This is a genomic window from Shewanella atlantica (assembly GCF_003966265.1).
Taxonomy (GTDB): Bacteria; Pseudomonadota; Gammaproteobacteria; order Enterobacterales; family Shewanellaceae; genus Shewanella; species Shewanella atlantica.
This window is the reverse complement of sequence record NZ_RXNV01000002.1, coordinates 336,167-359,808: the sequence shown is the minus strand read 5'-3', so window position 1 is coordinate 359,808 and position 23,642 is coordinate 336,167. Positions and strand designations below refer to the sequence as shown.

General features: G+C 44.7%; 19 protein-coding genes. 8 read left to right on the top strand and 11 right to left on the bottom strand.

What is annotated here, in order from left to right; genetic code table 11:
* Positions 1-155 precede the first annotated feature (155 nt).
* A complete protein-coding gene (locus EKG39_RS06830; RefSeq protein WP_126504997.1) occupies positions 156-329 on the top strand; it encodes a hypothetical protein in 174 nt (57 codons plus the stop codon).
* Positions 330-544: 215 nt separating this feature from the next.
* A complete protein-coding gene (gene dacB, locus EKG39_RS06825; protein ID WP_126504996.1) occupies positions 545-2,002 on the top strand; it encodes a D-alanyl-D-alanine carboxypeptidase/D-alanyl-D-alanine endopeptidase in 1,458 nt (485 codons plus the stop codon).
* Positions 2,003-2,520: 518 nt separating this feature from the next.
* Here dacB and EKG39_RS06810 read toward each other — a convergent pair.
* The 9 genes from EKG39_RS06810 to aroA form a co-directional block, all read right to left on the bottom strand.
* Positions 2,521-4,278 carry an acyl-CoA dehydrogenase family protein gene (locus tag EKG39_RS06810; RefSeq protein WP_126504994.1) on the bottom strand — a complete coding sequence of 586 codons (1,758 nt, stop codon included), beginning with the start codon at positions 4,276-4,278 and terminating at the stop codon, positions 2,521-2,523.
* A 324-nt stretch (positions 4,279-4,602) separates the two neighbouring features.
* Positions 4,603-5,145: a DUF2058 domain-containing protein gene (locus EKG39_RS06805; protein WP_126504993.1), complete on the bottom strand. Its 543-nt coding sequence runs from the start codon at positions 5,143-5,145 to the stop codon at positions 4,603-4,605.
* Positions 5,146-5,191: 46 nt separating this feature from the next.
* Positions 5,192-5,887: an orotidine-5'-phosphate decarboxylase gene (pyrF, locus tag EKG39_RS06800; RefSeq protein ID WP_126504992.1), complete on the bottom strand. Its 696-nt coding sequence runs from the start codon at positions 5,885-5,887 to the stop codon at positions 5,192-5,194.
* Between the two features lie 98 nt (positions 5,888-5,985).
* A complete protein-coding gene (gene lapB / locus EKG39_RS06795) occupies positions 5,986-7,146 on the bottom strand; it encodes a lipopolysaccharide assembly protein LapB (RefSeq protein ID WP_126504991.1) in 1,161 nt (386 codons plus the stop codon).
* A 1-nt stretch (position 7,147) separates the two neighbouring features.
* A complete protein-coding gene (locus tag EKG39_RS06790) occupies positions 7,148-7,438 on the bottom strand; it encodes a LapA family protein (protein ID WP_126504990.1) in 291 nt (96 codons plus the stop codon).
* A gap of 122 nt (positions 7,439-7,560) precedes the next feature.
* Positions 7,561-7,848, bottom strand: a complete 288-nt coding sequence (ihfB, locus tag EKG39_RS06785; RefSeq protein WP_126504989.1) for an integration host factor subunit beta — start codon at positions 7,846-7,848, stop codon at positions 7,561-7,563.
* Between the two features lie 71 nt (positions 7,849-7,919).
* On the bottom strand, positions 7,920-9,587 hold the full coding sequence (rpsA, locus tag EKG39_RS06780) for a 30S ribosomal protein S1 (RefSeq protein WP_126504988.1): 1,668 nt from the start codon (positions 9,585-9,587) through the stop codon (positions 7,920-7,922).
* Positions 9,588-9,689: 102 nt separating this feature from the next.
* On the bottom strand, positions 9,690-10,382 hold the full coding sequence (gene cmk, locus EKG39_RS06775; RefSeq protein ID WP_126504987.1) for a (d)CMP kinase: 693 nt from the start codon (positions 10,380-10,382) through the stop codon (positions 9,690-9,692).
* A 223-nt stretch (positions 10,383-10,605) separates the two neighbouring features.
* On the bottom strand, positions 10,606-11,886 hold the full coding sequence (gene aroA, locus EKG39_RS06770; RefSeq protein ID WP_126504986.1) for a 3-phosphoshikimate 1-carboxyvinyltransferase: 1,281 nt from the start codon (positions 11,884-11,886) through the stop codon (positions 10,606-10,608).
* A gap of 450 nt (positions 11,887-12,336) precedes the next feature.
* On the opposite strand from aroA, the gene EKG39_RS06765 reads away from it, so the two are divergent.
* On the top strand, positions 12,337-13,542 hold the full coding sequence (locus tag EKG39_RS06765) for an amino acid aminotransferase (RefSeq protein ID WP_126504985.1): 1,206 nt from the start codon (positions 12,337-12,339) through the stop codon (positions 13,540-13,542).
* A gap of 48 nt (positions 13,543-13,590) precedes the next feature.
* Here the strand turns inward: EKG39_RS06765 and serC are convergent, their stop codons facing one another.
* Positions 13,591-14,685 (bottom strand): 3-phosphoserine/phosphohydroxythreonine transaminase, encoded by a 1,095-nt coding sequence (gene serC / locus EKG39_RS06760; protein WP_126504984.1) that lies wholly within the window; start codon positions 14,683-14,685, stop codon positions 13,591-13,593.
* 180 nt (positions 14,686-14,865) lie between these two features.
* Positions 14,866-17,574 (bottom strand): DNA gyrase subunit A, encoded by a 2,709-nt coding sequence (gene gyrA / locus EKG39_RS06755; RefSeq protein ID WP_126505332.1) that lies wholly within the window; start codon positions 17,572-17,574, stop codon positions 14,866-14,868.
* 297 nt (positions 17,575-17,871) lie between these two features.
* Between gyrA and ubiG the strand changes: the two genes are divergently transcribed.
* The 5 genes from ubiG (at position 17,872) to yfaE (ending at position 23,547) form a co-directional block, all read left to right on the top strand.
* The gene (ubiG, locus tag EKG39_RS06750; protein ID WP_126505331.1) at positions 17,872-18,585 is read left to right on the top strand and encodes a bifunctional 2-polyprenyl-6-hydroxyphenol methylase/3-demethylubiquinol 3-O-methyltransferase UbiG; all 714 of its coding nucleotides are present in this window, start codon (positions 17,872-17,874) and stop codon (positions 18,583-18,585) included.
* Positions 18,586-19,290 carry an HAD family hydrolase gene (locus EKG39_RS06745; protein ID WP_126504983.1) on the top strand — a complete coding sequence of 235 codons (705 nt, stop codon included), beginning with the start codon at positions 18,586-18,588 and terminating at the stop codon, positions 19,288-19,290.
* 414 nt (positions 19,291-19,704) lie between these two features.
* Positions 19,705-21,993, top strand: a complete 2,289-nt coding sequence (gene nrdA / locus EKG39_RS06740) for a class 1a ribonucleoside-diphosphate reductase subunit alpha (RefSeq protein ID WP_126504982.1) — start codon at positions 19,705-19,707, stop codon at positions 21,991-21,993.
* Positions 21,994-22,082: 89 nt separating this feature from the next.
* Entirely contained in the window at positions 22,083-23,213 is a 1,131-nt protein-coding gene (nrdB, locus tag EKG39_RS06735; RefSeq protein WP_126504981.1) for a class Ia ribonucleoside-diphosphate reductase subunit beta, read from the top strand.
* Complete coding sequence (gene yfaE / locus EKG39_RS06730) at positions 23,182-23,547, top strand: class I ribonucleotide reductase maintenance protein YfaE (RefSeq protein ID WP_126505330.1); 366 nt, start codon at positions 23,182-23,184, stop codon at positions 23,545-23,547. The genes nrdB and yfaE overlap by 32 nt, the downstream gene beginning before the upstream one ends.
* The last annotated feature ends 95 nt before the right edge of the window (positions 23,548-23,642 follow it).

The window sequence follows — 23,642 nt, the reverse complement described above, 5'->3', positions numbered from 1 at the left end:
GGATAACTTCTTCCTAAAAAGATTAACCCCATGTTGAACATCTGTTCTGAATACAGATGATGTTGTTTTATGTCGCCTATTGAACTGATATTTCTACATAAATTGAATCATTTTGATAATATAGCGCTTATTTACTATTATCGTGACCACGTTTCATGAATCTGAAGATCTTAATAACCTTAGCCATCACTCTTGTACTGGCTTGGGCAATCTTTCATTTTAAAGCTCAGCTTGGGTTGTTTATATTACCCATCTTCATTGCCCTGGTATCCTTTGTCACCCTGAGACTCTACCGTTTAATGGAGAAAGATGCGCCTGATGACGAATAAGCACAACTTGATCCGCCGACTGGATTAGGCACCACTGATTTAGACACATTGATTTAGACTCATTGGTTTTAAACACCACAGTCTTAGCTTTCGCCTTATTGATATGCTCAGTGAGTGAGCATAATCCTTACCTTAGGTTATGCTTATATCATGTTCTCGTCTTAATACACTTATTCCGTTCTTTCTGTTTCACCAAAACTGAGTTTAAACGTTTTATGAAAAAGTTAACCTCTGCCCTACTCTTGTGCTGGCTTGCCTCTTCGTCAGTCTACGCCGATGAGTATTTCAATAATATCTTGCCTCTTATCAAGCCTCCTCACTCCCACACATCGGTTATCGCCACGGATCTGGTCAATGATTCCGTTATATATGAGGAAAATGCGGATATTTTACTCCTTCCAGCCAGTACGCAAAAATTACTCACAGCAGTAGCTGCAACTGCGGCGCTGGGAAACGACTTTCATTATATGACTGAAATTTTCTCTCATTTTCCTATCCGAAAAGGAGTGATAAAGGGTGATGTCTTTATTAAATTCAGTGGCGATCCGACGCTTTCCAGCCTTGAGCTAAGAGAACTGTTTAAACAACTTACGGATCAAGGCTTGTTCCAAATAGAGGGAGATCTCTATCTTGTCGGCGAAAAACATGAAGAGTTACAAGCCCCGGGTTGGGTGTGGGATGACTTAGGGATCTGTTTTGCAGCCCCGGTTTCCAGCTTTATTATCAACAAGAATTGTGTTCATGGACAACTAAAACCAAAGCTTGCAAATAACACCAGTCAACTCAAATTCCCCAGTTATCTTCCTATCGTTATCGATAACAGTGCAATTTTTGATAAAACCAGTAGCCTGGAGTTTTGTAATTTGAGTCTGCAGCGTTTGCCCAATAACCATTTTAATCTGACAGGCTGTCACCCTGGTAATCGCCCTTTAAAACTTGCCATAGCCATTACTGAGCCAGCCCTATTCGCAAAGAATACGGTGGCTCAGATTGCGAAGAGTAGTCAAATTAAGGTAACGGGTAAGGTGTTAATCAAAGACAGCCTGCCTCAACATCGAAGCCTCATTGCTAGCCACAAATCAAAAGCGCTGCCTGAACTGCTCGATACCATGTTAATAAAATCTGATAATCTCATCGCAGATAGTCTATTGAAGCAGATAGGACACAAGCAGTTTAACCGTCCCGGCACCTTCAGTAATGGCAGTAAGGCGATGGTACAGATTTTAACTGAAGAAGGGGTCGATCTAACCCATGCCAGAGTCGTGGATGGTTCAGGGCTATCACGTTATAACCTGCTCAGTGCCAGACAGCTCAGTCAAGTATTGAAGTTAATATATGCAGACCCTAGATTTGTGAGCCTCATGGAATCACTGCCGGTAGCCGGCGTTAGTGGGACACTCAAGTACAAACCATCATTTACCACAGCCCCTCTGCAAAAACATATTTGGGCAAAGACAGGTTCTATGCAGGGCGTTGATAACTTAGCAGGATTTATTAAACAGCCCAAAGTAGCCGATACCCTTTTTGTCATTCTGGAAAATGGACAGAGCCCTATAGAGAAGAAGCAACAACTTGCACCATTCAGTGCCCTTTTCTTGCAGTCTCTGATGGACCATAAAACAGAACCGACAACGCCCAATACAACGACGGCACAGTCAGTGACAGCCAATTAGAATACCAATCGGTATAATACCAATCAGTATAAGAAAGTGATCTACTCAGAGTTATTTTTTGGCAAACTAATTAAAGGCGAATAGATGATGCAATGGTGATCCCTTGTGAAGCTATTCTTTGATGAAGTAGGCAGCCCAAAATACACCTGAAAGGCGAGTTTTAGCGCTTCTGAAGCTGCGTTAACGAGCTTAAACGTAGAATAACTATGCTCTTCACTCGCTGCCTTGCCTCAAAAGCGCTAAACTCTCGCTGAGCGATCACATCTTTATACTGATTGGTATAAGCTGATGACATAAGTTATCAACATGGTCAATAAAAAGGGAATACTCAAAAGTATTCCCTTTTTAATTCTCGTTTTAAAACAAGTTTGCTTCTTAACTCAGGTGTTCTGAGACAGAGCTCGTCGCTAAATATCACGCTTATCGCTTATCGCTTATCGCTTATCGCTTATCGCTTATCGCTTATCGCTTATAACTTACCACTTATTACTTGTTACTTATTACCTGTTACTAAATTATCAAAACATCTCTTCAGGGATGTTCATGACGCAGGCATGCCCGGCACTGACCTGTGCTAGGTGATATTCAGCCTTAGGTAGCACCTTATTGATATAGAAATCACTTAAGTGAAGTTTTTGCGAAGCAAACTTTTCATCTTCATGAACGACTGCAGTATCCGTCATCAGCAACCAGAAGTAACCGTACAGGATATGGCCAAACGCATCGAGGAAATCGACGGCACACGAGTTTATGAGTGCCGGACTAGAAGTCTTGTTGTCATTGACGATATCTGCAACGACCAGTAACTGATTGAACAGTGCGGCCAGTTTCTCTTTATGAGCATCATCGACATGATTCATTTTAGAGAGGTTCTCTTTGCATTCAGTAACAAACTCAGTCAATGCTGCCAGGTTATCTCCGGTCACCTTACGACCTAAGAAATCAATTGCCTGTATACCGTTTGTCCCTTCGTATATTTGAGCAATACGGGTATCACGTACGAGTTGTTCGATACCTGTTTCACGTATATAACCGTGCCCACCAAATACTTGCTGTGCCATGACTGCGGCATCGAGACCACGATCACTGAGAAATGCCTTAGCAACCGGTGTTAGCAAGCCTACATAACGTGTCGCTTTAGCCTTCTCTTCGCCTTCACCATACTTCGCAATATCAAGCTGTTTACCGGTCAATATGGACAAGGCTCGACCCGCATCGGTTAAGGTTCTGATAGTGAGAAGCATACGACGAACATCACCATGAACCAAAATTGGATCACTACTTGCGCCGGTTGGCGAACCGCCAGCTGCCACGCCCTGAACACGCTCTTTAGCATAATCAGATGCCATCTGATATGCCGCCTGAGAGGTTCCTAATCCCTGAATACCGATGGCCAGACGCTCATAGTTCATCATAGTAAACATACAGACAAGCCCACGGTTTGGTCTACCGATAAGGAAACCCTGAGCATCGTCATAATTCATCACACATGTTGCTGAGCCTTTAAGCCCCATTTTATGTTCGATTGAACCAACGGTTACGCCATTCGACTCACCTAAGTTGCCAGAGTCATCAACCTTAATTTTTGGCACTAAGAATAAAGATATACCGTTGGTGTCAGGTAGCTTTGCCAATACAAGGTGGATAACATTCTCAGTCAGATCATGGTCGCCACCTGTGATAAAGATCTTACTGCCGGTGATGTTGTAGCTGCCATCATCATTAGGTACCGCTTTGGTACGAATGTTACGCAGATCTGAACCCGCCTGAGGCTCGGTCATATCCATCGCACCCGCCCATTCGCCGCTATACAGCATAGGCAGATATTTCTCTTTTATCTCATCACTGCCATGTGCATTGATACACAAGGCTGCGCCGGCGGTGAGTGAGCCATAGAGGGTAAAAGAGTTACAGGCACTGTAAGACATCTCATCGACCAGCACGCCCAACATCTTAGGCATGCCCATGCCGCCCAATTCTGGGTCGCCACATAAGCCAACCCAACCGCCTTCGGCATATTGGTCATAGACGGCTTTAAAGCCGTCAGGCGTGATCACCTTATCATCTTCATGCCTTACACCTTGCTCATCACCGCTACGGTTAATAGGATGGATAAGTTCACGACTTATCTTGTCTGCTTCATCCATTATCGCTACCGCTGTGTCCATATCGACATTTTCGGCTATGGCAGGTAATGACGCCCATGTATTTGGCGCATCAAAGACCTTATCTAACATAAACTTCATTTCGGCTAACGGAGCTTGGTACGGATTCATTATCGACTCTCAAACAATGGATTAAAACAGTTGTTTTAATTTATACCAGATACCGTAGGAAAAGAAAGGGATATTTGATGATGAGCGAGGAATATAGGAAGTTTAATGGAATAAACAGAAGTAATAGCAATTATTCTTATAATGACTCGAGCCACCAGTATGTGACAAAAGCTCAAGACTACAGTCCCCAGATAGTCGATAAAAACAAAAAAGAGGTTTCTGCTGAACAGAGACCTCTTTATATTTTAGATACTAGATACTAGATACTAGATACTAGATACTAGATACTAGATACTAGATACTAGATTCTAGCTCCTTCTGTGCTTACCACATCAAATCATCTGGGATGACATAATCTGCATAAGGATCATCCTCTTCAACGACTTGGGTCTTATCGTCTTTAATCCACAGATAGCCACACCACTCCGGCACTAACATGTTTACACGCTCGGCCAGTTTATGAGGAACCAGGTAGCTGCTCTCTTCATGGCGCACAATACCCAGTTGGCCATTGAGAAGCTGAGACTGCAGTTTATCGTCTACATAGATAGAGAAAATTTTATTATTAAAGGTGTAGTTAAATTTTACTTCCGCCTTTTGAGGCAACTTAATAGCCAGACGTTTGAACTCGGTGACGAGTCCACGGACCAACCCCTTCTCAGACGCTTCTTCGAAACGTTTTTCGTTTAACGCCTTATCTTTCTCTACTTGCGCTTTCTTCTGTGCGGCGATCTCTTGCTTGAGCGCTGCGCTACCATCGTCGACCTTGGCCTTACGATCGCGCCTTTTCTGCGTTTTGGCTTTCTGAACTTTCTGTTTACTCACAAGCCCCGCTTTGAGTAACTGTTCCTGGAAAGGATTTGCCATCTCTATCTCACTTAACTGTTTCTATAAAAATCTAAGGTGTTAAAGGTTATTTTAGCGATTGATGAATCGCGGTCAATGCAGCCAATGGATCTATGGCCTTAGTGATAGGCCGGCCGATAACAAGGTAATCGGATCCCGCCTCAATAGCCTGAGGTGGCGTCATGATCCTATGCTGGTCGCCTTTATCAGCTCCAACGGGACGGATACCTGGCGTCACCAGCTTGAAGCTTTCACCTAGGCTTGATTTAAGTAGCTTAGCTTCGTGAGCCGAACAAACAACGCCATCCAGGCCTGCCTGTTGAGTGAGCCTCGCCAGTCGCTGAACGTGTTCGAAGGCGGGTACATCTATGCCGATAAGCTTAAGGTCTTCATCGCTCATAGAGGTTAATACCGTTACCGCTATCAACAAGGGTGCATCTTTGCCGTAAGGAGCCAGAGCCTTCTTCGCCGCTTCCATCATGGCCAAACCGCCGGTAGCATGAATGTTGGTCATCCAAACACCTAACTCAGCTGCGGCAGAAACAGCCTTGGCGACTGTATTTGGAATATCATGAAACTTAAGGTCTAAAAACAGCTCAAAATCACGACTATGAATATCTTTAACAAGCTCTGGGCCAAAGAGAGTAAACATCTCCTTACCCACTTTTAAACGACACATTTGAGGGTCTAATTGATCTATCAATTGCAAAGCAGCATTTTTGTCATCAAAATCCAGGGCGACCACGATAGGTTTATTATTCATTATTTCTCCAATTGCTTTGCGGTATAGATCTAAGTGTAAATGTTACTCTTTATTTTCCGGACAAGGTGTCCCTTGTCTCATCGTTAAATAGAACGGGCCTATTCACCATCCAATCCCCGTATCCGTTTAATACTGCCCCAGCTTTTACAAGAGGGACAATGCCAGTAGAGGCTGTGGGAAGGGAAGCCACATTCACTACAGCGATAACCTGGTCTGAACTTGATCTGTTGCTGGACGAGCTTCTCTAGCATGGTCAAGCTTTCTTTAGCCTGCCCATCTTCCGCCTGTAGCATCTGCATCTGCATCAGATGCTGAAAACTCTTCATCGTCGGGTGTCTATACAAGCCATCGAGTACCAATTTCTCGGCAGCCTGAGTTTCCCCCTGCTCTATGAGGTGCTGAGCCAAAGTGATAGCTACACTGGCACCTGCGCCATTTTGAAGCGCCTGTCTAAGAAAATCGCAGTAACCCGTCGAGTCATGACTCTCGTGAAATGCCTGTCTGGTCGTCGCCAGCGCATCGGGGATCAGCTCAATGTCTGCTTCCAGCAACTTATAAAGCATATCTTTACACTTCGTAAGTTCACCTTGATCGAGATATTTTTGGGCTAAGGTCAGGATCGCTCTTCCACATTGCGGGTCTTGCTTGATTGCAGCATGCAGTAATTTAAGTTGCCCGCCACTGTCGGCTTCTTCATTGGCGAGTTCACAATAAAAATGGGCGGTATTGTGTTTTAAAGAGAGTTGTCGCTTACGCTTTAGACTTTTGATGATGTTAATGGCTTTCTGCCACTCTTTTGTCACCTGATAGATATCGATCAAGTGAGTTTCAGCAGCCTCACTGTGATCGTCTTGCTTGACCAGATTTTGAAAAATTTCCTCAGCTCGATCATAAAATCCGGCCGCGAGATAATCTTTGCCCAACTCCATCATAGCAATGTCGCGCTGCTCTGTACCTAAGCTAGGGCGGGCAATCAAATTTTGATGAATTCGAATTGAGCGGTCTACTTCACCGCGCTTACGGAAAAGTGAGCCTAATGATAGGTGTGTATCTATGGTTTCATCATCGACATCGAGCATAGAGATAAAAAGATCGACCGCTTTATCTGACTCGTTCGAAAGAAGGAAATTAAGGCCGGTAAAGTAATCACGACTCAACTTTTTACGATCGCTACTCTGTTTATGCCGGACACTACGGCGCCCCATATACCAGCCATATCCGGCTGCAATGGGTAGTAACAGAAACAGGATCTCAAGCATATTAGGCGTCTACTTCCTGGAGCGATGTTGAATCGGCGATTTTAGTTTCAAGATTTACATTCTTCTTGGTGGCGGTTCTTAGTGCAAGTTTCAGTTTGGCAATATGATACATTGCAAAAATCCAACTGATTAGGAAACCAGCAAGAAATACAGCGGCCAAAACAATCGGCAGTCTAAACTCACCCTGAGCAACGAAATAACTTATCGTCACAATTTGTTCGTTACGAGCACCAAATATCAGTGCAAGAAAGAAAAACAGTGCAACTAACACTGTGATGATAAATGACTTCACATGACTCTCCACACACCGAATGATATCTGTTGATTATCTAAGAATTTCACTCAACTAGCTAGGAATTACTGAATTATAGGCATAAAAAAGCCTCCATTCGGAGGCTTTTAAAACAATGTCATTTAAGCATTAATAGCATCGACACGTTCGCGCAGTTCTTTGCCTGGCTTAAAGTGCGGAACATACTTACCATCCAAATCGACTGATGTTCCAGTCTTAGGATTACGGCCAGTACGCGGCGCACGGAAGTGAAGAGAAAAACTACCAAAGCCACGGATCTCAATACGATCACCGCCTTCTAATGTTTGAGCCATCTGCTCTAACATCTCTTTGATTGCACTTTCCACTTCTTTAGCCGACAGCTGCGACTGCCTCGTGGCGAGTTTTTCGATCAGTTCGGATTTTGTCATCCTATACCCTCTATTATCAAGCCAAACACAGTCACCTAACAGGGGTGCAAGCACCCCAGAACTTCAGGCGATTACTTGCGAGCCGCTTTGAACGCTTCAGCCATAGCACTGCTCATCACAGCGTCTTCTTGCTTGTTCAAGCTAGCCATTGCTTCTTTCTCTTCAGCTTCATCTTTCGCACGGATAGATAGGCTGATAGTACGGTTCTTACGGTCAACACCCATGAACTTAGATTCAACAGCGTCGCCTACAGAGTAAACTGTAGATGCATCTTCGATACGCTCACGAGAGATATCAGATACACGTAAGTAACCTTCAACAGTCTCAGCTAGTTCAATAGTTACGCCTTTAGCGTCTACCGCAGTTACTGTACCGTTAACAACAACACCTTTCTTCTTATCTGCAAGATAAGCATTGAATGGGTCGTCTTCAGTTTGCTTAACACCTAGGCTGATACGCTCACGCTCTGGGTCAACTGAAAGAACAACTGCGTTGATCTCGTCGCCTTTCTTGTATTCAGCAACGGCTTCTTCGCCAGTACCATTCCAAGAAATGTCAGATAGGTGAACCAGACCATCGATGCCACCGTCAAGACCGATGAAGATACCGAAGTCAGTGATTGACTTGATCTTACCAGAAACTTTGTCGCCTTTCTGGAAACGCTCTGCGAAGTCATCCCATGGGTTAACTTTACACTGCTTAAGACCAAGAGAAATACGACGACGCTCTTCGTCAATGTCTAGAACTAGAACTTCAACTTCGTCACCTAAGTTAACAACTTTAGATGGGTGGATGTTCTTGTTAGTCCAATCCATTTCAGAAACGTGAACAAGACCTTCAACGCCTTCTTCGATTTCAACGAAACAACCGTAGTCAGTTAGGTTAGTAACGCGACCAGTCAAACGTGTGTTTTCTGGGTAGCGCTTGCTGATTTCTAACCATGGATCTTCGCCAAGTTGCTTAAGACCTAGTGAAACACGAGTGCGCTCACGATCGTACTTAAGAACTTTAACATTGATTTCATCACCAACGTTTACGATTTCAGATGGGTGCTTAACACGCTTCCACGCCATATCAGTGATATGTAGTAGGCCGTCAACGCCACCTAGGTCTACGAATGCACCGTAGTCAGTTAGGTTCTTAACGATACCCTTAACTGATTGACCTTCTTGTAGGTTCTCAAGAAGAGCATCACGCTCTGCACTGCTTTCAGATTCGATAACAGCACGACGAGAAACAACAACGTTGTTGCGCTTCTGGTCTAACTTGATAACTTTGAATTCTAGATCTTTGTTTTCTAGGTGAGCAGTATCGCGAACTGGGCGAACGTCAACTAGAGAACCAGGTAGGAATGCACGGATACCGTTTAATTCAACAGTGAAACCGCCCTTAACCTTACCATTGATGACACCGATTACAGTTTCAGCATCTTCGTACGCTTTTTCTAGAACGATCCAAGCTTCGTGACGCTTAGCTTTTTCGCGAGACAGTTGAGTCTCACCGAAGCCATCTTCAACAGAGTCAAGCGCTACGTCAACAGAATCACCAACAGCGATTTCTAGTTCGCCTTGAGCGTTTTTGAACTGCTCAGCTGGGATTGGGCTTTCTGACTTAAGGCCAGCGTCAACTAGTACAGTACCGTTCTCGATGCGTACAACTACACCAGTTACGATAGAACCAGGACGGAACTCAAGTTCATTAAGGGATTGTTCAAATAGATCAGCAAAAGATTCAGTCATGTTTAAGTTACTTTCTTTAATAAACCACGGCTCATCCTGGACGTGGAGTCAGTATAATAATCCGCATCATCCATGTTGCGAATGGTAAAGCGTAAGCCGAAATTAGCTCACACTAGATAATTTAGTTTGTATGTGCGTCAAAGCAATATCGAGCACTTCTTCAATCCCGATTCCAGACGTGTCGATTATCAAAGCATCCTCGGCTGGTACCAAAGGAGCAACACTGCGATTAGTATCGCGGTCGTCACGTTCTTTTATCTCGGACAAAAGCCGGTCGATATTAACATCGAAGCCATTGTCCTGCAACTGATTATAGCGTCTTTGCGCCCTTTCTTCCGCCGATGCGGTCAAATAAATTTTAGCAGGGGTATTGGGGAAAACAACTGTTCCCATGTCGCGACCATCGGCAATTAAACCAGGCGCTTCGCTAAATGCACGTTGACGACGTAACAAAGCTTCCCTTACACGTGGATAAGCAGCAACTTTAGAGGCGGCATTTGAACACTCTTGAGAGCGGATATCAGTTGAAACATCTTCGCCTTCAAGAACAACCTTAATGCCGTGTACGGCATTGCCTGTGATGAACTGCACATCGAGATGCGCGGCAAGCAAGCTGAGTGAATCTTCGTTATCAAGCTCAACGTTGTGATGGATTGCAGCTAAAGCCAAAACTCGGTAAATTGCGCCGCTGTCCAGTAATTTCCAACCTAAACGCTCGGCTAATAACTGGCTGATTGTACCTTTTCCCGCACCGCTTGGGCCGTCAATAGTGACAACAGGAGCCCGTTCAGACATATATTTCTCCACAGTAAAATCCATTTCCCTAAGATTTTTAATGGGTTAGTCATATGACACCTTTGAAAAATGAGATAGGTCACAATGATTTCACCGAAAAATGAGCGCGCGTATTATAAACCAACTAGATAGAGAAAGCGGTAAAAACTTCTCACTTAAATTTTGTAACATAGTTTGACGCACAAAAAAGGGCCGCAATCGGCCCTTTCCTATCGAGATGTCTCTATTGCGCTAATGCAGCGAACTGTTTGAAATAATCCGGGAAAGTTTTAGAGGTGCAATCAGGGTCATTAATCGTGATGCCACAATCTGCAAACGCCAGCATAGAGAAGCACATCGCCATTCGATGATCATTATAGGTATCGATGTCTGCTGTGTGTGGCTTAGCTGGTGGAGTCACACTGATATAATCATGGCCCTCATCGACAATCGCACCGACCTTTCGAAGTTCAGTTGCCATAGCCGCGAGTCTGTCGGTCTCTTTTATGCGCCAATTGTAGATGTTACGAATATGGGTGGTGCCTGTCGCAAACAGAGCGGCCGTTGCTATGGTCATGGCTGCATCAGGAATATGGTTCATATCGAGATCAACAGCCTTGAGTGTCGAGCCCCGCGAAATGATGTAGTCATCACCCCACTCGATATCGGCGCCCATCTGTTCCAAGACATCGGCAAACTTCACATCGCCTTGAATACTCTTGCGCCCAACACCGGTGACTTTTATTTCACCACCTTTAATTGCACCAGCTGCTAAAAAGTAAGAGGCCGATGAAGCATCCCCTTCAACCAGGACCTTACCCGGTGAGACATAGGCTTGACCTGCTTTTATCTCAAAGCGTTCATATTTGTGGTTAATGACTTGCACACCAAACTGAGCCATCAAGGCAATAGTGATATCGATGTAGGGCTTAGAGACCAACTCCCCTTTTATCTTGATATTAACGTCGCCGCTTGCCAGTGGCGCTACCATCAGCAATGCGGTTAAGAACTGGCTGGACAGATCACCGGCTATCTCAACTTCACCCGCATCCAGTCCGGTTGCATTTATGGTTAAAGGCGGGAAGCCATCATTCTTAAGGTAAGTAACATTGGCCCCAAGCTGTCTCAATGCATCGACGAGATCGCCAATCGGCCGTTCTTCCATTCTCGGCTCACCCGTTAAGGTGAACTCGCCGTGACCCAGCGTTAATGCTGCACACAGGGGGCGCATTGCAGTACCTGCATTACCGAGGAAAAGGGTTTGAGCCTGCTCACTATTAAGTGGCGCCCCTACTCCCTCAAGCTCACAAACAGTATTGTTATCTGATAGACGATAATTTACGCCAAGCTGTTCTAATGACGCCAACATGTAACGGATATCATCGGAGTCGAGTAAATTAGTCAGTGTCGTGGTGCCTTTCGCTAGTGTAGCAAGCAAAAGCGCGCGGTTAGAGATACTTTTCGATCCAGGGATATTGATGGTCCCCTGAACCTTGTTGATTGGCTCAAGACGTAGCTGCTTCATTAAAATACTTCTTTATCATCGCGGGACAAACAACCCACAGGTTAGCAATAGATGTTCATGTAAACCGGACAGTGCAGACTGCACTAACAACCACCACGACAAAATGGTTATCCGACTCACTGGTGTTTGAACTTCGTACATATAAAGTTACCGATTGCAGGCGCTAGATTCAAGTAGTAACTGCAACACTTTATACGCTTTCTAAGGTTTTAATCGCTTTTTACCCTTTAACAGCTCAAATCCTCAATTAACTTAAGCCATATACGCCTGAGTTAGACAGTTTTATTGTATTAAACCGAATACAAAATCGAGCAGTGGAACTATTTAATGCCATATCAGGGCTTGTGCTAATTATCATGAATAACTATTACAAACAGCATTATTTACGTTACTCTAAAGTCAATTAAATAAAGGCAGACTTGCCGACAAAAATATAAAGGTGATTGAGCTATGTTCGATAAACTAACCGCTATGCCTTCTGACCCTATCTTAGGACTAATGACAAAGTATCGTGAAGATACACATGCGAACAAGGTCGATCTGGGTGTGGGGGTTTATAAAGATGAAGCGGGCCATACTCCTATTTTAACTTGTGTTAAAAAGGCAGAGCAGCATCGAATAGACACCGAGGAAACAAAAGTTTACATCGGACCTACAGGTTCTGCCGACTTCAACCAACTTCTTGGTGAGCTTGCATTTGGCATAGATAATCCCGCTATATTGGCCAACCGTGTTCGCACCGTTTCGACCCCAGGTGGAACCGGTGCTCTGCGTGTTGCTGCAGACTTCATCAAGCGTGCCAGTTCTGTAACTAAGAGTGGAGAGGCGGTGATTTGGGTCAGCGACCCTACCTGGGCGAATCATACCGGCCTGTTCGAAGCGGCCGGCATTACTGTAAAAACCTACCCTTACTACGACTATGATACAAAATCGCTTAGATTTAATGAGATGAAGGCCGCCCTTGCAAGCGTAGGCCCCGACGATGTAGTACTTTTACATGCCTGCTGTCATAACCCAAGTGGCATGGATCTGAACCAGAGCCAATGGGACGAGATCATCGAACTAACCAAAGTACAAGGCTTTACTCCGCTCATCGACATGGCATATCAAGGTTTCGGTGATGGTGTCGATGAAGATGCTTATGGCGTACGTAAAATGGCGGCCACAGTTGATAACATGATCTTATGCAGCTCATGCTCAAAGAATTTCGGTTTGTACCGTGAGCGTATCGGTGCCTGCTCTATCGTGGGTAAAGATGCAGTATCGGCTAATGTCGCCTTTTCTGTTTTACTCTATGTCGTACGCTGCATCTACTCTATGCCACCGGCTCATGGTGCCGCCATTGTCGAGACCATTTTGGGATCTGATGAGCTTAAGCAAGAGTGGTTAGCCGAACTTAAAATTATGCGTGACCGCATTAACGGCAATCGTTCTATGTTGGTAGAGAAGCTTAAAGAGAAAGGCGTTACACGTAACTTCGACTTTATCGCCGAGCAGAAAGGTATGTTCTCCTTCCTTGGTATAGATCCGCAGCAAGTTGAACAGCTACAACGAGAGCACAGTATCTATATGGTAGATTCAAGCCGGATCAGTATTGCAGGTATTGGACATGGAAATGTTGATTACCTGGCAGAATCTATAGCGAAGGTAATATAATTGAGATTCGAGTTCCTAGAACCTAGGTTCTAGGAACTTTCTTCGCAATTAAGCCTGCTTTTTAGCAGCAAACCCCTTCATAAACTCAACCAACTGCTCTACCCCTTCTATTGGCATAGCATTATAGATACTCGCCCGCATGCCGCCGACGCTTCGATGGCCTTTTAGCGCCACTAAGCCTGCACGACTCGCTTCGGCGAGGAAGTCAGCATTGTTCTCTTCATTTTGTAGATAAAATATCACATTCATCAAAGAGCGGTTCTGTGCGGAAACCCTATTGTTATAAAAATCGGAGCCATCGATAAAATCATAAAGAAGCTTGGCTTTTTTGGCATTTGTCCGTGCCATTGCGGCTACGCCACCACAGGCTTTTAACCATTTAAACACTTCGGCAGCTAAGTACCACGCAAAAGTCGGTGGCGTGTTATACATAGAACCATGCTTGACGGCTAATCGATAATCCATGATCGATGATTGAGGCAGACTAGGTAGTTCCAGCATGTCATCTCGAACGATAACTATGCTTAAGCCCGATGGCCCTATGTTCTTCTGAGCACCGGCATAGATCAAACCAAACTTACTCACATCGATCTCACGTGACATGATATTGGAAGACATATCGGCCACGATGGGCCAGGGACTGTTGATGTCTTCAAAAATTTCGATGCCATCAACTGTCTCATTGGGACAGTAATGCAGGTAGCGGTAATCTGTTGCCTCACCCACCAACTCAGGCATGCTCACAGAGCTGATACCATTATCATTCACGAGCAGTTCTAAGGTATCAATCTGCGCTTCACTGGTGAGCTTTCTGGCTTCATCTACTGCAGATTTAGACCAACTACCATTGACAAGATAGAGCGCTTTTCCATTTTCGCCGAGAAAATTATTCACAACAGCTGAAAACTGACCCCGACCGCCTCCATGCATAAATAACACATGATAATTATCTGGAATTGACATCAATTCACGTAAGTCGGTTTCGGCTTGATCGGTTAAGGCAATAAACTCTTTACTGCGATGGCTTATCTCCATTACCGATGTGCCCAGACCGTTCCAGTCGAGCAGTTCAGCCTGAGCCTTGCTCATTACGGGTTGGGGTAACATAGCCGGACCTGCACAGAAATTATATGTCGTGCTCACTCTTCTCTCTCCTTCACCATTCTTAATGCTGTTGACTCGTTTTTGTTTAGCTACCCATATTGTCATAGGAAATGACAAGTTACCTAGAATATTTTTAATAAATCAATCTTTTCAAAGAATAAAACAAAACGGGCGTCCAGATGGACGCCCGTTAAATCATATTAGCTTAATGAGTAGCTATTACTCTGCAGGTTCAGCTTCCGACGTATCTTCTGCTGCTGGAGCTTCACCCGATGGAGTTTCAGTATCAGTAGCTTCGCTGATGATTGGGTTACCCTCTTCATCTAGCTCAACCTCATCATCCTGAATTTCATCGATTCGTTGCAGACCGACGACCTTTTCCTCTTCTGCAGTACGAATAATCGTTACACCTTGCGTGTTACGTCCAATGCTCGAAACACCCGTCGCAGGAGTACGTACTAAGGTACCTTTGTCACTGATCAGCATGATTTCATCATTTTCACCGACCTGAACGGCACCGACTACGGCTCCGTTACGCTCGCTGACCTTGATTGAAACCACACCTTTAGTAGCACGGCTCTTAGCCGGATACTCAGAAAGGTCGGTACGCTTACCATAACCGTTTTCGGTCACGGTTAAGATTGCGCCATCATCTTTAGGAACGATTAGTGATACAACCTTTTGATCATCTTCGAGACGAATACCGCGAACACCGGTTGCTGTACGTCCCATTGGGCGTAAAGCTAAGACCTCTTCACCGGTTTCAGGGTCAAGTTTAACCTCGCCGGTTTCTGAATCGCGTACCTTCTCGTTAAATCTAACGACTTTTCCTTCGTTAGAGAAGAGCATGATATCGTCATTACCATCGGTAATATCGACACCAATGAGTTGGTCACCATCTTTAAGGTTAACCGCAATGATTCCGTTTGCACGTGGATTGCTGTAAGCAGTCAGCGCAGTCTTCTTCACTGTACCGTGAGAAGTTGCCATGATGATGTACTTATCTTCAGCATATTCACGAACCGGCAAGATAGCGGTAATACGTTCGCCTTCAGATAGTGGCAGTATGTTTACAATTGGTCGACCACGCGCCGTACGGCTCGCAAGCGGCAACTGGTAAACTTTCAGCCAGTACATCTTACCGAAGTCAGAGAAACATAGAATCGTATCGTGGGTGTTGGCAACCAACAGTTTCTCAACGAAATCTTCATCTTTGACTTTCGTTGCTGCTTTACCCTTACCACCACGGCGCTGCGCTTGGTAATCTGTAAGCACCTGGTACTTAGCGTAACCAAGATGAGATAGCGTCACCACTACATCTTCTTCGTTGATCAGATCTTCCAAGCTCATATCAACTTCGTTAGCATTGATAACAGTACGACGCTCGTCACCGAAGTTTTCCAGTACTTCTTGAAGCTCTTCCGTGATCACTTCCATCAAACGTTCTGGACTGCGAAGAATATAAAGAAGCGCTGCAATGATCTCCAGTAACTCTTCATACTCTTTTAAGATCTTCTCGTGTTCAAGACCAGTCAACTTATGCAGACGTAGGTCGAGAATCGCTTGTGCTTGCTGCTCTGTTAAGTAGTAGCGTCCATCACGGATACCGTACTCAGGCTCTAACCACTCAGGACGAGCCGCATCATCACCAGCTTTTTCAAGCATGCCTTGTACATGGCCTAGCTCCCAACCTTCAGCAATAAGCTTAACTTTTGCTTCAGCAGGAGTTGGAGATGCCTTGATCAGTGCAATGATAGGGTCGATGTTGGCCAGTGCAATTGCCAGAGACTCAAGTATGTGAGCTCTGTCGCGGGCTTTACGCAGTTCAAATACAGTACGACGTGTAACAACTTCACGGCGGTGTAAGATGAAGCACTCAAGCATCTCTTTCAGATTGAATAGTTTTGGCTGACCATTGGTCAGTGCAACCATGTTGATACCGAAAGAACACTGCATTTGGGTTTGTGCATAAAGGTTATTCAGAACAACCTCACCCACTTCACCACGCTTGATCTCAACAACGATGCGCATACCGTCTTTATCAGACTCGTCACGCAGACCACTGATACCTTCGATCTTCTTATCTTTAACCAGCTCGGCAATCTTCTCGATCAAGCGCGCCTTGTTAACCTGATAAGGGATCTCGTTGACAATAATACGTTCACGACCATTGTCTTCGGTTTCTACAACCGCTCGGGCGCGCATGACTGCACGACCACGGCCTGTGTTGTAGGCATCGATGATACCTTTACGGCCATTAATCAGTGCAGCAGTCGGAAAGTCCGGACCCGGGATGTATTCCATCAAGTCAGCGATGGTTAAATCAGGGTTTTCGATTAAGGCCAGACAACCACTGACAACTTCATTGAGGTTATGTGGTGGAATGTTCGTTGCCATACCAACCGCAATACCCGATGAACCGTTAACCAGCAGTGTGGGAATACGAGTCGGCAGGACAGAAGGAATGAACTCAGTACCATCATAGTTAGGTACGAAATCGACCGTCTCTTTCTCAAGATCGGCCAACAGTTGATGAGCCACCTTGTCCATACGAATTTCGGTATAACGCATCGCCGCCGCGGCATCGCCATCGACAGAACCGAAGTTACCTTGACCATCGACCAGGGTGTAACGCATCGAGAATGGTTGGGCCAGACGTACAATGGTGTCATAAACGGCGGTGTCACCATGAGGGTGATATTTACCGATTACGTCACCGACAACACGTGCCGACTTTTTATAAGGTTTGTTCCAATCGTTTTTAAGCTCACTCATCGCGAAAAGAACGCGGCGATGAACAGGCTTTAGGCCGTCACGGACATCAGGTAATGCCCGGCCTACGATTACGCTCATTGCGTAATCAAGATATGAATTCTTTAATTCGTCTTCAATATTAATTGGTGTTATAGATGAAGCCAGATCAGTCATAAACTGCTCGATCCCTTGAAATTTAGCCGACAAATCACTACCCGAAATGAGTTGGTGAAATTGTTGAGCCTGAAAACGTGATTTGGCATTCTAACACAGTTATTTATTGTCGGTAGACCCTATTCAACTTTAGATTTAAATTATAATTAATTGACTCATATCAAACTATGTTCGCTAAACAATCAATTGGTTAAATAATCGCTTAAATCTCTTTTGAATCTCCTTTGTTTATTAGAACCTATGGGTATAATGACAGTAATAAATAATCGCTATTGAGGTGATATAGTGCAGCAAGATGTGAAGCAAGAGATCAATGTCGACCCACAAGAAATAGCCAAATTTGAGAAAATGGCTGAAACCTGGTGGGATCCTGAAGGCGAATTTAAGCCGTTACATAAATTAAATCCGCTTCGCCTCAACTATATCGATCAAACCAGTGGTGGCGTTTTTGGGAAGCGAATCCTCGATGTTGGCTGTGGTGGCGGTATCTTATCTGAAAGTATGGCGAGAATTGGTGCCATCGTCGATGGACTGGATATGGGCACAGAGCCATTAGATGTTGCACGTCTGCATGCTTTAGAGATGGATGTAGAGATCAACTATATACAGGACACAGCAGAATCTCATCGTGAAACACACAAAGAGACCTATGATATCGTGACCTGTATGGAGATGTTAGAGCACGTGCCCAGCCCTCGCTCTGTCATTCAAGCCTGCGCCGATATGGTCAAACCAGGCGGCTATGTGTTCTTCTCTACTATTAATAGAAACCTACGGGCTTATGTAGAAACAATTTTAGGTGCCGAGTACCTGTTGAAGATGCTTCCTGTCGGAACACACGACCATAATAAGTTCATCAAACCATCAGAGTTAATCGCACTTGCCGAACATGCCGAACTATTCTGTGAAAATGCTACCGGTATCAGTTATAACCCGATCACTGAAACATTTACCTATACTAATAATGTCGATGTTAACTATATGATAGCGACAAAAAAGAGTATCGATTAAATGACTGTGGTGACTCAAACGCTGATTGCAGCGGAAATAAAAGGGGTACTGTTTGACCTCGATGGAACGCTTGTCGATACCGCCCCCGATCTTATTGCCGCGCTCAACATGAGTCTTGAATCGTTCGCTCACCCTCCAGTTTCACTGGAAGAGATGCGCCACGTGGCATCCAATGGCAGTTTGGCATTAGCTAAAGCAGCCCTTCCCGATGCATCGGAAATCCAACACCGTGCCGTTCAACAGGGATTACTGGATAGCTATGCCCAAGTTAACGGTGATCACTGCCAACTGTTTGATGGGGTCGCAGCCCTTCTCGATTATCTGGACCAGAGCGGGATCCCTTATGGAATTGTCACCAATAAGGCCGCGAAATACACGCGACCATTGATCCATGCCCTTTCGCTCACCCAGAGAATGAAAACGGTAATAAGCGGCGATAGTACACTGTTTTCAAAACCTCATACCGCGCCAATGCTACTCGCCGCACAGCAACTTAATTGTCAGGTTCATGAGATCTTATATTTAGGTGATGCAGAACGTGATTTGATCGCAGCAGCAGATAGTGCAATGTTGGGGGGGGTTGCTCAATGGGGCTATATTGACGACCTGACTCACACTCAGAATTGGCCGGGGGAGTTTTCTTTTGAATCACCTACCGCCATCATCGACTTTTTTATTGAGTCAATCTCAACCAGGCCTGCTTAAGGAACCACTAATGCTGGGTCGGTAAATTGCTCAGAGATCCAAAAGATCGCCAGTCGATCCTTTGGATTTTTGATCTGGATCAGTTCGGTTAATTTTTATTCTCCAGGCTGCAAGCCCAATAAAAACAGCCATCAAAGGTTAGCCATTACTAACAGGCAAGTTTACCCTCAGGTTATCCACAAGATTCCCCCAAAATTCATACTTGCAAAATGTGCCTAACCTCACTATCTTGTACCTAAGAAATTTAAAAACACCATATATAGTGTGTTAGTGACAATCAGAGACACAAGAGCACTCTTGTGTGAAGTCATGGAAACTACCGAATTTCGGTGTTCAATTTGATTGTTTACAAGGAATCGTAGGGTGTTCAGCACTGAACACCTTCATAAATATTAAAACCAAGGCCTATCTTTAATGAATAGCAATCTGAAAGTCACAAAACGTAGTGGCGAGCGTGAAACCATCGATCTAGATAAAATCCATCGTGTCATCACCTGGGCTGCCAAAGACCTAAAAAATGTATCGGTGTCTGAAGTTGAACTTCGCTCTCACCTACAATTTTTTGACGGCATTCCAACAGAAGCTATTCATGAAACAATCATTAAAGCCGCAGCCGATCTTATCTCACCTGAGTCTCCGGATTATCAATTCCTCTCGGCTCGTTTAGCCATATTCCACCTTCGTAAGAAGGCGTTCGGTCAATTCGAACCGCCTAAACTCTACGATCACGTGGTAAAGTTGGTTGAGATGGGCAAGTATGACACCCATATTTTGCAAGATTACACGCAAGAAGAACTCGATATCTTAGATGGCTATATCGATCACTGGCGTGACATGGACTTTTCCTATGCTGCGGTAAAGCAGCTGGAAGGTAAATATCTGGTTCAGAACCGTGTAACCCATGAAATTTATGAGAGCGCTCAGTTTCTCTATATTCTGGTTGCGGCCTGTCTGTTTGCCAAATATCCGAAAGAGACGCGCTTAACCTACATCAAAAACTTCTATGATGCAGTTTCAACCTTTAAGATCTCTCTGCCTACGCCGATTATGGCCGGTGTACGTACACCAACACGTCAATTCAGCTCATGCGTACTTATTGAGTGTGGCGACAGTCTTGACTCTATCAATGCGACAGCATCATCAATTGTTAAGTATGTCAGCCAGAGAGCCGGTATCGGCGTCAATGCGGGACGTATCCGCGCATTAGGCAGCCCAATTCGTGGCGGTGAAGCATTCCATACCGGTTGTTTGCCTTTCTTCAAGTATTTCCAAACAGCGGTTAAGTCTTGTTCGCAAGGCGGCGTACGCGGTGGAGCAGCAACACTTTTCTACCCACTGTGGCATCTCGAAGTTGAGTCTTTGTTGGTTCTGAAGAATAACCGTGGTGTAGAAGATAACCGTATCCGCCATCTGGATTATGGTGTACAGCTCAACAAGCTCATGTATCAGCGTCTTATTAAGGGCGGCATGATAAGTTTGTTTAGCCCATCAGATGTGCCCGGTCTTTATGATGCATTTTTTGAAGATCAAGATGAGTTTGAACGTTTATATCTTCAATATGAAGCCGATGATAATGTGCGTAAAACGCAGGTTAAAGCCTCTGAGCTGTTTTCATTAATGATGCAGGAACGTGCATCAACGGGTCGTATCTACATTCAGAACGTGGATCACTGTAATACGCACAGCCCGTTTGACAGCAAAATTGCGCCAATCAGACAGTCTAACCTCTGTCTTGAGATCGCGCTGCCGACTAAGCCATTGAATAACATTAATGATCCAGAAGGTGAGATAGCACTTTGTACTCTATCGGCACTGAACTTAGGCGCCATAAAAGATCTTTCTGAACTAGAGCCTCTGGCCGATCTTGCAGTTCGTGCGTTAGATAACCTGCTCGATTATCAGGATTATCCAATCACTGCTGCTCAGAAGTCTTCGATGAACCGCCGTACTCTAGGTATAGGTGTCATCAACTTTGCTAACTATTTAGCGAAAGAAGGTGTTCGTTACTCCGATGGTTCGGCTAACAACATCACTCACAAGACCTTTGAAGCGATTCAGTATTACCTATTGAAAGCGTCAATGAATCTGGCTAAAGAGCAAGGTGCTTGTCCTTCATTCCACGAGACAACATATTCTAAGGGTATCCTACCAATCGATACCTATAAGCGCTCTCTGGATCAAATATGTGATGAACCCCTGCATATGGACTGGGAAACATTGCGTCAGGACATAGTCCAACATGGCTTAAGAAACTCGACACTGTCGGCACTCATGCCTTCAGAGACCTCTTCTCAGATCTCTAATGCGACCAATGGTATTGAGCCTCCACGTGGCCTTATCAGCGTCAAGTCGAGTAAAGATGGTCAGCTTAAACAAGTTGTACCTGATTTTGAGAAATACCAATACAGTTATGAGCTACTTTGGCAGATGCCGAACAACGATGGTTACTTGCAGTTAGTCGGTTTGATGCAAAAATTTGTCGACCAGGCAATTTCGGCTAACACCAACTATGACCCGAGTCGCTTCGATGGCCAAAAAGTACCGATGCAGGTCTTACTTAAGGATCTGTTAACGGCCTATAAGATGGGTGTTAAGACGCTTTACTATCATAACACCCGAGATGGTGCGTCTGATAAACATGATGATATCGTGAGTGTAGAGAAAGAAGATGAGGGCTGTGAAGGCGGCGCTTGTAAGATATAACATCACTCATTACGACTCAGAGCGTGATAACGCACTGAGTCTGTTACTAATTAAATAGGGGCCTATGCCCCTATATTCTGGAAGAAAACATGGCCTACTCTACTTTTTGTCAAACACCTAACAATGCCCGTCTTGAACCTATGTTCCTGGGACAGTCGGTCAACGTGGCTCGTTACGACGTGCAAAAATATGAAGTGTTTGAAAAACTAATTGAAAAGCAACTGTCTTTTTTCTGGCGTCCTGAAGAGGTCGATGTCAGTAAAGATAAAATTGATTATGCCGCCCTTCCAGAGCATGAAAAGCATATCTTCATCTCTAATCTCAAGTACCAAACATTACTGGATTCAATCCAGGGCCGTTCACCTAATGTGGCTTTCCTGCCTTTGGTTTCACTGCCTGAGCTTGAAACTTGGATTGAAACCTGGTCATTTTCTGAAACGATTCATTCTCGCTCATACACACATATCATTCGTAATATCGTCAATGATCCATCTATCGTGTTTGATGATATCGTCGAAAACGAAGAGATCCTCAAACGTGCTACCGATATTGCCCAGTACTATGATGACTTGATCAAGCTTACCCAGGCATTTCACCTGCTAGGTGAAGGCACCCATACCATCGATGGTAAAGAGGTGTTGGTCACCGAGCGTGAGATCAAGAAATCACTCTATCTATGTATGATGTCAGTCAACGTACTCGAAGCCATTCGCTTTTACGTCAGCTTCGCCTGTTCGTTCGCCTTTGCGGAACGTAATGTTATGGAGGGTAACGCTAAGATTATTCGCCTTATCGCACGAGATGAAGCCTTGCACCTCAATAGCACTCAACACATCATCAAACTCATGCAAGCCGGAGTCGATGATCCTGAGATGGGTGAGATAGCCAAAGAGTGTGAGCAACAAGCTTATGACATCTTCGTAAAAGCGGCGGAACAGGAAAAAGAGTGGGCTCAGTACCTGTTCAAAGACGGTTCTATGATCGGCTTAAACGAGCAGATCCTATGTCAGTATGTTGAATACATTACTAATGAGCGCATGAAATCGGTTAACCTTGACCTTCCATATGAAAATATTTCAAACCCGCTTCCCTGGATGAAGAATTGGCTCGAGAGTGATTCGGTGCAGGTTGCGCCTCAGGAAGTTGAAGTATCCTCGTACCTTGTGGGTCAGATCGATGCATCGATCGATGAGAGTGAGTTTGAAGACTTTGACCTTTAATCCCATTTTCAAAAAAGCGCCAATTGTAAGCCTTCAAGGCCAGCCTGTGTTGCTGTTTACTCAGCAGCACACCAGCCTCTTAATGGCATTGGAGCAAAAGCAGATAAAGGTGTTTTCAGAGTGCCGCAATGGATATTGCGGTGCCTGTAAAACCAAGATAAAAAGCGGTAGTGTGACTTACCATACTGAGCCTCTGGTTTCATTAGGATCTGATGAGTGCCTGCCCTGCTGTTGTATGCCCGACGGTGATATCGACTTAGACCTGTCTGCCGATGGGGTTCAGGTTGTCAGAGCGACAGCTAAACACGAGCGCCCGGAAACCGCGAATATATAATCTGTTCCACCTCTGTTACCTATCGGTGTAATGCCCTACCAGCCGTGACTTTTCTTATTTTCTGCCCGATGAGGCTTTCTCACGGTAAATTCAAC